5 protein-coding genes and 1 pseudogene are annotated in these 12641 nt (G+C 67.5%); 2 read left to right on the top strand and 4 right to left on the bottom strand.

Going from position 1 to position 12641, the window contains the following annotated elements:
- Window positions 1–629: 629 nt before the first annotated feature.
- Together ACGFZK_RS35365 and ACGFZK_RS35360 are read left to right on the top strand one after the other, a co-directional pair.
- Window positions 630–980 (top strand): annotated as a pseudogene (locus ACGFZK_RS35365) (IS110 family transposase); the annotation flags it as partial.
- A gap of 1928 nt (window positions 981–2908) precedes the next feature.
- The gene (locus ACGFZK_RS35360; protein WP_393852930.1) at window positions 2909–3250 is read left to right on the top strand and encodes a hypothetical protein; all 342 of its coding nucleotides are present in this window, start codon (window positions 2909–2911) and stop codon (window positions 3248–3250) included.
- Window positions 3251–3329: 79 nt separating this feature from the next.
- Here ACGFZK_RS35360 and ACGFZK_RS35355 read toward each other — a convergent pair whose 3' ends face one another.
- From ACGFZK_RS35355 to ACGFZK_RS35340, 4 genes are all read right to left on the bottom strand, one after another.
- Window positions 3330–3692, bottom strand: a complete 363-nt coding sequence (locus ACGFZK_RS35355; RefSeq protein ID WP_393852929.1) for a transposase — start codon at window positions 3690–3692, stop codon at window positions 3330–3332.
- Window positions 3689–4984, bottom strand: coding sequence for an ISL3 family transposase (locus tag ACGFZK_RS35350; RefSeq protein WP_393852928.1), 1296 nt, complete (start codon window positions 4982–4984; stop codon window positions 3689–3691). Before ACGFZK_RS35350 ends, ACGFZK_RS35355 begins: the two co-directional genes overlap by 4 nt.
- A 230-nt stretch (window positions 4985–5214) precedes the next feature.
- The gene (locus ACGFZK_RS35345) at window positions 5215–5838 is read right to left on the bottom strand and encodes a DUF4304 domain-containing protein (protein WP_393852927.1); all 624 of its coding nucleotides are present in this window, start codon (window positions 5836–5838) and stop codon (window positions 5215–5217) included.
- Window positions 5839–5951: 113 nt separating this feature from the next.
- A complete protein-coding gene (locus ACGFZK_RS35340) occupies window positions 5952–12488 on the bottom strand; it encodes an RHS repeat-associated core domain-containing protein (RefSeq protein WP_393852926.1) in 6537 nt (2178 codons plus the stop codon).
- Window positions 12489–12641: the final 153 nt, after the last annotated feature.

Raw genomic sequence — 12641 nt, 5'->3', positions numbered from 1 at the left:
GTGGCGGGGGCCATCACACCAAGTCGGCTCAAGCGTCGCTGACAGCGCTGGGGCTGCCCATGCGTGCGCTGCAGAGCGTTGATGGGTGCTCCCGCCGGTTTTCCAGAATTGGGCCGAATCAAGGTTGCGGGCCGTGGCGGAGGCCAGGAGGCTGAGACCGCCTCCGGGGCTCCCGCTGTGCGGGCCACAGGCACGAAGGGCAGGCCGCCGCCCCATACAGCCCGCACGCCACCTCTGAAGCAGACGGTGAAGAGGGGCCCTCCGCCCCGGGCGCCTCCCGCAGGGCAGACGTCGAGTGCGTGCGGGGCGGTGAAAGGGAAGCTCTGGGCCATGCACCTGTGTGCGGAGTGGGCGCCAGTCTTGGGCGTCGCGCGTTCAGCGTTCGCGGTCTTGCAACGGGACCGCTGGCCTCCGGGCCCGGTATTACTGTGTCCCCTCTGTCGAACAGATTACCTGGGGGGTGTCGCCGGGTCCGGCAGGTGCCGTCGGAGACGCTGATGAGAGACCCGGCCACCGTCCGGCCTGGTGCAATGCCGGGCAGTTCGCGGGCGGCAGGTCTGCATAACGTGGATGCGTGAGCACGGTGCCAACGCCGAGGCCGGCACGGTCAACACCTGCGAAAGGGTGCGATGTTAGACACCGAAGGCATAGGCGTCTTCCTCGGGATGGACGTCGGCAAGACGGCCCACTACGGCCACGGGCTCACGCCGGCCGGGAAGAAGGTCTTCGACAAGCCGATGCCCAACAGCGAGCCGAAGCTGCGGGCCGTCTTCGACAAGCTTAAGGCCAAGTTCGGCACTGTCCTGGTGATCGTGGACCAGCCCGCTTCGATCGGCGCCCTGCCGCTGAGCGTCGCCCGCGACGCGGGCTGCGAGGTCGCCTACCTGTCCGGACTGGCGATGCGGCGGATTGCTGATCTGTATCCGGGAGAGGCGAAGACCGACGCGAAGGATGCGGCGGTGATCGCGGACGCGGCCCGCCGTCCTCGGACGGGCTGCTCCCAGCCCCGTGGCGTTGTCGACCGCGGGTAGGGCTCCGGCAGCCGTCACACGTCGCCGGTCACCGCCCCGGTCGGCAGCATTCACTCCTGCTCCGGCCTCGACCCCGCAACCCCCGACCACAGCTCCGGGCGAACCTCTGCGGGACGCCCTGCGGGCTGTCGGCGCCGACTGCTGCACTGCCCGGATGACACATGCCCACGAGGACCTCGAGCAAGCCGCCCGCACTCCAGCACGGACGCCAGCGCGCAGACCGAAGGTGTCCGCGCGCTCATCGGCATCGCCCGCCAGGACGCCGCCCACCGAAGCCGGGCCCTCGCCGGGCTGGAGTGGCTCGCGGCGCCACCGGGGCCGAGCCAGCTACCGCTCCGAAGCCGTCCGGAACGCGTGCACAGCCCTGTACGCGTTCGACCCGGACCGTGCTGTGCGTGGTCTCGTCGCTCTGGAGGCCACCACAGCAGCCCTGCTCGCCACGGCGGCGTGACAGGCCACCTGCTCGGCGGCACTGCCCTTACCTGCTGGTCACCGTGCGGCTGGATGGCGCTGTGGACCGGGGTCGCGGCCCTCCAGAAGCAGAATCTCACCGCTCTCCCGCCGCGCCGGGCGGGCAAGCAGGGAACGGGTCTGGGCTCCGGACGCGGACTCCGACGCACGACAAGGCCAGCGGCACCATCGGCGGCCAGCGCCTGCACCCTCGCGACCTGGACACCTCCTCGCGCCCCCGCCGGCGGGACGAGCCGTCGTACGGCCGCGGCCCCCAACAGCGGCCGCATGACCCGGATCGGGCGTGCGCTGCGCCTGGGAGGCTGAGGGGCCCACGGCCGGGAGGCCGCCCCCACCCCGAAGGGCGACCCGAAGACATCCCCTGGCCGCGGTACCGGTGAGAGCGCCAGGAACTTGGGGACGGACCAGTCTGTGGCGCAGGGCACCTGCGAGAGGCGCAACGGCGGGGCCGCGATACCCGGGATCGCCGCCGGAGTCTGAGCAGTGGCCAGGCTCCAGGCACACTGGCTGGTCAGCGTCGGGATCGCCTCAGGTGCTGGGCGGCTGCTGACCGCAAGGCGGCGTGGGCCTGGTTGGCCCGGGGCACTGAACCAGGGATGGTGGGACGGTCGTTGTGGGCGGGGTCGCCTACCTCACGAGACGCGGTCACCAGCTCGCCTGCTAGACGGAGGAGTTCCGGGTCGGCGGTTGCGAGTGTCAACGCGGTCAGTGCTTTGGCATCACCGATTTCGCCTCCCACCGCACGGCCCGAGCCTCGGGAGTGTCAGGGGCTGTGCCCTCCCTGCGCTGTGCATGCTTCAGGTACTGGTGGCGGCGATGGTCGGTCGCGGCGCCGAGCAGCCCGGCCACCGCAGCGGCGAGAGCCTGCCGGCCGCGGTCCCGGCGAGCGGAGAGCGAGACGAGGTGCTGCATCGCGCCTGCCGCCAGGGCGCCGAGCCGATGATCGCAGTCGCCACAAGTTCCCCCCTTAGCCGACCTCCTTCCGTACTACCCACCCAGCGCTCCGCTCGTACCTCGTGGCGTCCGATCCTGGGGAGCGACCCGGTCCATGGCGCAGGGCACCGTCAATCCGTGGCTGCTGGGTGCGGCACTGACCGGCACGAGGAGACCCTCACCGTCCAGCCCCGCACCGGCATCCGTGCACCCTGGCCCGAGAAGGGATTTGTCCCATACCCGCACCCGTGGCGACCTGGCCCGCGTACCGTTGCGGTACAACCTGCCGCCGGGAGGAACCGTCGATGAGCGCCCAGCCTGTGGACGTTCGCGTAATTCGGCTCTGTCGGGGATCTTGTGATGTCGCAGGGGCACGGGTCGAGCAGTACCTGTTGGTGTAGGAGGTCGAGGTCTCCGCGTCCCGCAGGGCCAGGCCGGCGAGGATGTCGGTTCGGGATGAGAACGTTTCCCGTATGGCCGACACAGACGAAGCGGAAACCGACGTTGAGCATGCCGTCATCGCTCACTACCGACTGGCCGACGCTGGCCTCGGCGATCCAACCCAGCGTGAGGCCGTCCGCCAGGCCCAGTCCCTCCTGACCGAGGCGATCGAGCAAGCCGACGTCGGCGAGTTCGACGGGAACGAGTACGGAGGCGGCGAGGTCGCCCTCTACGCCTACGGATCGGACGCCGACGCACTCTTCGCCGTCATGGCGCCCATCCTGAACGACCTGCCGTTCCGGCCAGCGCATGTCGTCCTGCGCTACGGCTCCGTCGATAACCCATCGGCTGCCGAGCATCGCGTCGACCTCTGAGGAGACGAGTCACTAGCTCCAGCTGGACGGGCCCCTGGGGCAAGTCGGGTTCTGCCGGGGATCGTGCGATGTCGCCGGGTTATGGGCCGAGGAGTACGCGTTGGCGCAGAAGGTCGAGGTTGGCTCGGCCGTAGGCCATGCGCTTGATGAGCTTGACGCGGGTGACGTGGCCCTCGACCTGGCCGGAGCTCCACGGTGTGGAGAGTCCTGCGGTGATTGCGTCGAAGTCGCGTCGCAGGCCACTGACCAGCGAGTGCAGGGCTGGGAGGTCGTCAGCAAGAACTCGCTCCATCCAGTCGGGAAGCTGGTCTCCGCGGCGGTCGTGGAGCATTTCGGCGAAGTTGTGGACGTGCCGTGCGGCGGCGTCGAGGTGAGGGCAGGCGGTGCGAATCTCCTTCAGTTCCGCAGCGTCGGCGGCCGCGAGGTGCTGGGGGTTCGTCATGATCCAGCGGACGACGCGTCGGGGTTTCGGGGCCGGCCTGGGCCGCGGCCGGGACACCGGCTGCTGCTTCCGTCCTGGTTGGCGGGGAGGTCTGAAGGCGCGGAAGTAGCGGCGGAGGCACTGGACGCTCCCGGTGAGTCCGCGCTCGCGCAGTTCCTGGTGGAGCTGGGGAATGTCGTGACAGCCCTCCAGCCAGCGGGTGTGGAGGTGGGGCTTGTGCTCGTCCAGCACGGAGAGTCGTCCGGTGGCTTTGGCCAGAGTTCGTCGAGGCTGGCGGCGCGGGCGAAACGGCGGACGGTGGAGTGGTCCAGCCGCAGTGTCCGGCCGATCGCCGCCAGGGACTTTCCCTCGGCCAGCAGTGCCTGGACCGCCGCGTATCTCTCTGTGGTGCGGGCCACCAGAGGCCGGGGTTGGCCGCTGACGTCGAGCGTGCCGTCCGGCGGGACGAACGGGACGGCCACCGGCCTGGACGGCTCCGGTGCGACCAGGTCCCTCGCGGTTGCCTCCGCCATGACCGGGGTCGCCGCGAACCCGGCCTGGATGCAACCGTGGTGAGAGCCGACCGTTCTCTCCACCGCATCCGCGACGTTTCGCCACAGATGCCAGGCGTCGGCGACCTGCATCGCCTGCGGGGCACCGCTTCGAGCCCCTTCCGCGTAGGCGCCGGCCCGGTCCCGGCAGATGACCTCTACTTCCGGATGGCGGCGAAACCATGCGGCCAGTGGCTCGGCGTCCCGGCCGGGCAGAATATCGACCGGGCGGCGGGCTTCCAGATCAACCAGGATCGTCGCGTAGGAGTCGCCCTTGCGCAGAGCGAAGTCGTCCACTCCCAGGAATCTGACGGCTCCAACTGGTGGCTGCGGAACCGAGCGGAGCAGGTCCAGCAGCGCGTCCTTGGCGATGCGGATCCCGAGGGCCGCGGCCAGGCGGGCGCCGGGACGGCCTGCCAGGCACAGAGCGATCGAGGCGAGCATCGACCGCAGCACCTGCGTCTGCCGGGCATGTGGCCTGGTCAGTCCCTCGATCTGCTCGGCGAACGTCACGGCCGGGCACCAACTGCTCAGACACTTGAACCGGCGCACGGTCAGCTCGATGACCACGGGGCTGCCGGCCACGGGCGCGTCACCGAGCCGGCGGACGTACCGGCCGTGCACGCGCCACGACGGCATACCGCATCCCGGGCATCTCACCGGAGACGTCTGACACCCCGCGCGAAGCGTTACGACCCCCGCCGTTTGCTTGATCGACTCGATGACAACACCGGACAGATGCGGCAACAACCGCCCCAACACCCCTGAAACGCACACCCGGAGACTGCCCAGCTCAGCCCTGCGACATCACAAGATCCCCGACAGAGCCGAAAAACGTGAACGCTCACAGTGACGGTCGGTCGCCGATTGCCCCAGCTGGTGCCGGGGTTCTGGTTCGGGCGGGGCCGGGTCACACTGCTGACCTCGACCGGCCCCCAAAGCAGGCCCTAGTGGGCTGAGAGGCCCTGGCTGCCAGCGGTGAAGGTACCGAGTCAGCTTCCCTCTCGGGCCGCACGCCTTTCGCGCGCCCAAAGCACAAAGGCTGCCGGAGCTCCAGATGACTCGGCAGCAGCCAGAAGATCGGCGAGGTCGGGTGCCGGGATGTCGTCGATCCGAAGCACGATTTCGCGAAGGGTAGGTGTCATGCGCTTCATGAGAGACACGTCGCGGGATTGTACGACTTCCAGCAGATGAGCTCTATCAACCAGAGGCTGGATTCGCGGCAAGGATTCCGTGCTCAGCGTCTCGGCCAGCACTCGCCCGCACGTCTGCTCTTCTCCCGGGCGAAGGGCCCATCGCGCCCGAAACGGCATCCCGTCACCGGGGCGGTGGGCCACAGAAGCAGGGGGAATAAATCGCCCCGTCATCAACGCACCGGAAGAGTTGGGCACCTTGCCGGCAGGCTGCTGGCCTCGGTTGAGCCAATCCCAGTAGGGCTCCGGAACGGCATGGAATTCCACATCAAAAACAACGGCTTCAGGGTCTACTGCATACACCTGGAACCCGAACAAGACATAGTCTTGGCGACTTCCGGCCATCCAGAAAGTGCGCCCATTCTTCCTGAATCCGGCGGCCTTGGCAACAGGAGTGACATACTCCCGAATCAGAGCGTCCAAAGGGTGCATGTCCCTAAATACCTCACTTATTTGTTTCCGGGGTTGGCGGTGCTAACTATCAATGCCCTGAAGTAGCACCGCCGACCCCGGATCAATTCACGCCTTTGATGTCGTCAAGCGGCGAGATCGAACATCGCTGCCACGCCCACGGTAACAGCTGTGCCAGCCGCAACCTCCGCCCCTCCGCCGATCGCGATCCCTGCGCCTACCACAATCATTGGAACGGCCAAGAGGGGGGAAAAGCCGGCGGACGGGCCTTGGGGCAACGTCCCCATCCCTGGCTGGTACACCGTGCCGGGATAGTAGCCGGGACCGGGACCAGCCGAAGGCGTAGGAACCGGCAATCCCGGCTGCTGCTGGGCAACAGCAGCAGGGCTCGTTGAAACGACCTTTTTGTAACTCTTATTGTTGGGTCGGCCGTAGATCACGGCACCTTCGGCCGGCCCGATCACCTTATCCCCGTTCCCGACGTCGTAGGGACCACCAATGGTCCAACCAAGTACAGCCTGATCTCCATTGGCACGCATCCGGCTGACGTACCATTCCGCCTCAGGAACCGCCTTCTTGGCCTCTCCTGCCGATTTTACTTCCCACACGTAGTAGACGCCACTGTTCGGGTCATATCCAAGAATGTCTGGAGTCCCGTAGGAGCAGTTCGCGCCAGCCTTCGCGCCAGCGCCCGGCCGCATGCAAGCCTTACTGGCTCCAGGAACTCTTTGGCTCGTGAAGATCTGGAAATCCTGGATTCCCAGTCGGGCCACTTCTGCCTGTATTTCAGTGATTGCCCGGTCTCGTGCTTGATCATGTCGTGTCGTCTTGTTCCCTGTTGCTCCGGGAAGAGGGGGAACCGGGATTGAAGAGGAGGAACCCTCTTCCCTCTCGAGGGGGCGGGTTGGCGGCATGCATCCGCCACGCGCGTCGTCCCTGGGGATGCAAAGGCCAGTTGGGTCGCTGAAGGTGACGGGGTTGTTGTTGGCGTAATTGTAGCCGTTGAGTGATTCCGCTTGGTCGAGGCTCAGGATCGGGTCGACACTGACGAATTGACCGAGACTGGCGTCGTATTCGCGCGCGCCGACGTGGGTGAGGCCGGTGTTCGTGTCTTCCGGCTTACTCAGGAATCGCTTGTCGTCGGGCCAGTTCGCGGCCGCTGGGCCGCGCGCGGCGCCGAAGGGGGTGGTGTACCGCTTGGACACCGTCTGGGCGTCGTCTGCTGACACGGTCAGCGACGAGGTGCCGTGGGTGTCGCCGGCCACGTAGCTCAGCTTGGCGGTGCCGGATTCGTTGGTCAGGACCGCGACTTTGGTGCTGCCGATGAGGTAGGCGCGGGTTGCCCACTTTTTCGCGCCCTTGAGATGGACCTCGCTGGCCCCCGCGTACAAAATCGTTTCGCCGGTCGCGTCGCGGCGGATGAGGAGCTGGCCTTCCGCGTCGTAGACGTAGTCGGTGGCGGTGGTGCCCTCGGTCAGCTTGCCGAGCTTGCCTTCCGGGCTCCAGGCGAGAGCCTGAGAGGTGGTGCTGCCGGGGATTTCTGCACGCTTGGTGGTGTTGCCCGTGGCGTCGTAGGTGTACTGGGGGGTGACGCCGGTGCAGGTGGCGCCGGTTGTGGTGGCCGTCAGGGCGTGGGGGCGGGCCGGACTGTAGCAGTAGGTGCGCGTCTGCGGGGTGCCGGTGTGGGTCTGCTCCGTGGCCCGCTGGCCTGACGCGGTGTAGGTATAGCTGGTCCAGTACGGGGCCGCGCCGTCCAGGTTGGCGACGGTGCGGCCGGCGGTGGAGCAGTCCGCGGTTTTGGGGGTCCAAGAATCGGTCAGACGGCGCTGGCCGTCATAGGTGAAGCACTGGTTGTCGGCCTTGGTGAAGCCGCTGAGCGGGGCCGAGCTGAAGATCGACAGGACGTTGCCGGCCTGATCGTATTTGTAGGTGAGCTCCTGCAGCATGCCGGTGTGGGTCTGGTCGTTGACCGTGGACCGTAGGAGACGCCTGGTGCCGTCCTCGTAGGTGTTGCCGACGAAGGTCTTGCGGACCCCTGCCGCCGAAGAGCGAGCCAGCGTGAGCTGATCGACGTCGCCGAGCGGGGAGTAGGCCACGTCTTGGACGTAATCGGTGGCGCCGGAGAGCCCCTTCGGGAGGCCGTAGGCGTTGTAGCTGACCTGGACGGCCTCGGCGGGCAGGCCGCCGACCGCCGGCGCGGACACGGTGTTCGGGGTGCCGTCAAGACGGTACGTCACCGTCTGGTCGGTGGTGGCGGTGATGGCGCCTGAAGTGACGAGCGGGTCGTCGGCCGGGAGGGTTAGGCGGGTTGTCGCGGGCCGCCCCAGGGTGTCGTAGGCGATGACGGATTTGGTGTACGCCTTGCCCGTCAGGCCACCCTCGTAGCGGACGGAGTCGACTGGGGAGCCCTTGCGTACGGTGTCGTAAGTCCATGCCGCGAGCTTGTTGACGTCGGACTTCGGGTACTTCCACAGACCGGTCTTGCGGCCGAGTTCGTCGTAGCCGTACTCCAGGACCGTGTTGCGTGCGTCCTTGGTGGTAGCGGTCTGGTCCAGGGCGGTGTAGGTGGTGGTGCCCGTTCCCTTGTCGGGGTCGGTGGTGGAGACGGTTCGGCCGAAGAGGTCGTAGCCGTAGGTCCACTTTGCGTTGTCGGGGCCGGTGACCGTCGCCTGCTTGCCGTCAGACGTGTACGTGTGGCTCACGCTGGTGTAAGGCGTGCCAGGCGCAGTACCGCCGTAGGCCGGGTCGTTCGGCGTCGTCCCGCCGTAGGTGCGGGTCTCCGTCGTCCGCCCGAGGGCGTCGGTGATTGTGCGGCTTGCCGTGCCGCCCTGGACCGCCGTCCGGGCGACCGAGTCACCGGTGTAACTGGCGGAGGTGGTTTGCTTCTTAACTCCGTAGACGAGGAGCGATGAGGAGACGGGGCGGCCGAGGCCGTCGAAGACGGTCTGGTTCTGGACCGGGGTGCTGCCGTACTCGGCGCGGGCGTAGGTGCCCTCGGGTGCTTTGTCCTTATCCCAAATATCTGCGTACGACTCGTAGGCCAGACCGCGCGAGTCGTAGCGCGTGTCGGTCAGGACTCGGCCGCCGTTCGGCGACGGTGTCTGGGTCTGGAGCGGGCGCAGCAGGGCGTCGGTTATTGAGTAGGACGTCTTGTAGGTTCCGTCGGCGGCCAGCGTGCCGACAGAGGTCCAGGGCTGCGTGCCGCGGGTCAGCTGATACCCGTATTTGACGTTCGGGGACTGGGACTGGCCACGGTTGGGGAGCCAGGTTGCGGTGACGCGGCCGAGTGCGTCGTATGTGTTGTAGGTGGAGGCCATGTTGGCGTCGATGGAGCGCACGGTCGAGCCGCGCAGGTCCATGTAGGTGTACGCCTTGTGCTGCTGGCCGTTGGAGGCGAGCTTCGGTGCGGTGACCACGGTGACTTGCAGCGGTCCGGCTGCGGCGGGCGTGTAACTGGTAGTGGTCGTGTTCCCGGCCGCGTCGGTAGCAGTCAGCGGTCGGCCGAGCTTGGCCGTCGCCGTGTCGTACGTGATCTTCTTGACGGTCTGCCAGCCGATGCTGCCCACCGGGTTGCGGTCGGCGGTGCCGTTCGCTGCCGGGTAGGACTGCGCGCGGCCGGTCCAGGTGGGCAGCCCCAGGGTCGGGGTCTGGTTCGCGGTCCAGGCGGTGGCGGCGGTGTCGTCGTAGGTGGTGGCTGTGTCGACGAGGACGTCGCCGCGGGTCGCCGATGTGGCCGGAAGGGTCAGCTTGTCGTCGGTGACGGAGCACAGGGCTCCGACGGTGCGGGTGCGGGAGGTCAGGCTCGTGATGCCTTTTGCGTCGTTGCGGGCGTACCAGATGCGGGTGCAGGTCTCGTCGCCGGCCTTGCCCGTGTCACCCTCCGACGAAGTGTGCGTCGGCATGCCGTAGTCGTCGTAGGTGTTGCCGGTACGGATGGTGCGCCAGGTGTTGGAGGCGGCAAGGAAGGTGTGCCCGTACCCGGTCGCCGGGCGGACGTAGTGGGCCCTGGTGTTGGCGTACGACTTCTGCTGGCTCGCGGTCTCCTTGCTCCAGGGGTCGGTGACGGAGACGGAGAGGGGGGTGGCGCCGTCGTAGGTGATCTCTTGGCGCTGGAAGCCGCGGTACTGGTTGTCGTCGTTGATGTCAGGGACCGTCAGTCCAGGCACCGGTGTGGCGACGACGGCAGTGGTGCGGGTGGACCCCGTGCCCTTGCGCTTGTCTCCATGCATGCCTTGCATGAAGACCTTCACGGTCTTGGAACGGGTCTTGTCGGTGGCTCCGGTGTAAGCGGTGATCCTGCCGTAGCCCCGCCAGTCGGACCAGGTGCGATCCTTTTCGGGGGTCAGCGGGTCCTCGTTGTAGTGCCAGCCCGGGTTCTCGTATGTGTAGGAGTGTTCGACGAGGTCGTTCTGGCCAGCAGGGTCGGCGATGGTGACGGCGCTGACGTTGTACTTGTGGAACCAGTCGAGTGCCGGGTCACCGCCGTTGATCGGCCAGTACACCGGGTAACAGGAGAGCGAGTTGTCGTCCTCGGCGACCGGCATTCTGGTGCCGCGCACGCACTGCGGGTCGGAAAGGGTGACGGTGGTGATCGCACCCGTCTCGGAGGTGACCGTGTTGATGCGCGGGCGGTTGAGCGGCACGATGTCGTCGCCGTCGGCGTCCACACGGTTTGGGCGCATGTGATAGGTGAAGTCGACGGGCGGGACCTCGGCGGTCCCTCCGTTCTTGCCGGTGCGCTTGATGGACTTCAGGACCAGGGTCTGGTCGCTGGTGTCACCGAGGTCTCCCGGGTCCAGGTATTCCTGGGCGAGGTCGAAGATGTCGACCGGGGCATAGTTGTCCGGCTCCAGCGCGGTAGACCAGACGGAGGTAGTGACGTCGGTCATGCGCTTGCGGGTGAAGAAGGCCGGGCCGGTCGCCCGGCAGTCGGTGGCTCCGGTGGCGCAGATCGCGTCGAACGGGACGTCGGGCCAGTTGTCCGAGGTGTCCTTGGTCAGGTTGTCGCAGTTCGCCGCGAGGCAGCGCTCCTTGTAACCAAAGGTGACCTTCTGCGAGGCGGTGCCGGTGAAGAGGGTGTCGACGCGCTGGCCGTAGCGGATCTCAGAGAGGGTGCCGCCGCGGGTGTACGGGAGGAGCTTGGTCTTGTCGCCGTTCTTGGGGTAGTTGTTGGTCTCCGCGGCGTACCAGTAGCTTGCGGCGTTGCCGTGGACGTCCTGGATGAGGTCCAGGTTCCACCGCCAGGCCTGGTTTTCGTGCCGATCGGTGAAGGCAGAGCCCTTGGCGTATCCGGGCTCGCCGGCGTCGTCACCGAAGACGGGGACTGTCCAGGTGGAGTTGGTGCGCTGGGCGCCTGCACCCGGCAGTTTGTTCAGGCCGAAGGAGTAGGTGGTGCCGTCACCGGTGACGATCTTCCAGTGCTCGCCGTCGGCGTCACCATTGTCCGCGTTTGTCTCCCATGTCACTTGGGAGGCGTCGTCGTCCTTGAGTCGCCACTTGCCTGTCGTGTCGTCCTTGACGAGCTCGGTGGACTTTCCGTTGAGGACGAGCGAGGCGTTCTCGTACTTCCAGCAGAGGTCGAACTTGTCCTTCTGCCCGTCGTCGTCACAGGATCCGTACTTGCGCTCGATATACGAGGACGTCAGGTCGAAACCTTCGCCGACCTGGGAGCCCTGGTTGTTCGAGTTCGCAGTCCGGCCGTCGATGCTGCCGGTGTTGTACGAGAACGAGAGCGACGGGGCGGGTCCGGCGGCGGCGGATGGTACCGCAATGGGGTAGGACCAGGAGAATGCGCCGCTGGAGGAACCGGACTCCCAGTTGGAGGAAGCGGAGAGCGGGGTCGCCTTGAAGTCGCCGCCGCCCTTGGCCGAGGCGGCGTCCGTGGCCATCACCGCGAAGACAGCTGGGGCCTGGGCATTCGGGGCTTTGGACTTTGCTGTCGACCCGACGGGGAGCGAGGCGACCTCAGCCGTCACGGTCTGGTTCTTGAGGTTGTTTGCCGAGGGCAATGGTGTGGTGTTGCGGCACTCCGCCTTCTCCGGAGTGGTCAGTGCGCAGGCGGGGAGCCTGACGAGGCTGAGGCGGTTGGACCAGCCGCCGCCGACGGCCGAAGCGAAGCTGCTGTAGTCCACGCTGATCTGTACTGAGCCGGAACCGTCGGACGTCGCTGAGAACAGCACGCCGGTGATGCCAGCGCGTTCGGCCGCTTTCTGCTCGCGAACCTTGACGGTGGACTTCCCTCTTGAACCGGCCTGTACCGGCGCGACCGGGCCGGCGGGGACGGCAGGGAGGAGCAGTGGGCTCTTCGGCCGCGCGGTGGGCCGTACGTCAACCAACGGGCGGGTGTCAGCCTGCCTGGAGGAGGCGTCCTGAACGAGGGTGGCAGCCTTCGGCCACGAGGCCTTGGCGTCGATGCGGGCCCGTTCTGCCTGGACCTTGTTCTCGGCCCTGTTCTGTGCAACCTGCTCGCGGGCGGCCTTGGCCCCTGCGGTGTTGATCGCGTGGACCTTGGCGTCCTTGTGCTTGGCGATCTTCGGGGCGCCAGGGAGGTCGGCTGCGGACGCGACTGGTGTGAGTGACCCTGGCACCGCGAGGGCTAGGGCCAAGGCGGCTGCCAAAGGCACCCGCCGGCGGAATTCTCCGCCTGGTGAACGTCTGGACACGAATACTCCAAAGAAGGTGTGCAGGAGAGAGCCGTGGGGGGGGGGGGGGGGGGGGGGCCCCCGCCCGCGGGGGGGGGTGGGGGGGGGGGGGGCGGGCGGGGCCGGGGGCGGGGGGGGGGGGGGGGCGGGACGGGGGGGGGGGGGGGGGGGCCG

The sequence above is a fragment of the Streptomyces sp. NPDC048257 genome, from assembly GCF_043201855.1.
Lineage (GTDB): Bacteria > Actinomycetota > Actinomycetes > Streptomycetales > Streptomycetaceae > Streptomyces.
This window is presented reverse-complemented; position numbering and strand designations above follow the sequence as displayed.

Bases quoted from the DNA above. Each gene is read 5' to 3' on its own strand.
- ACGFZK_RS35355 (WP_393852929.1), bottom strand. From the start codon at position 3,692: ATGACGAACCCCCAGCACCTCGCGGCCGCCGACGCTGCGGAACTGAAG.
- ACGFZK_RS35360 (WP_393852930.1), top strand. From the start codon at position 2,909: ATGGCCGACACAGACGAAGCGGAAACCGACGTTGAGCATGCCGTCATC.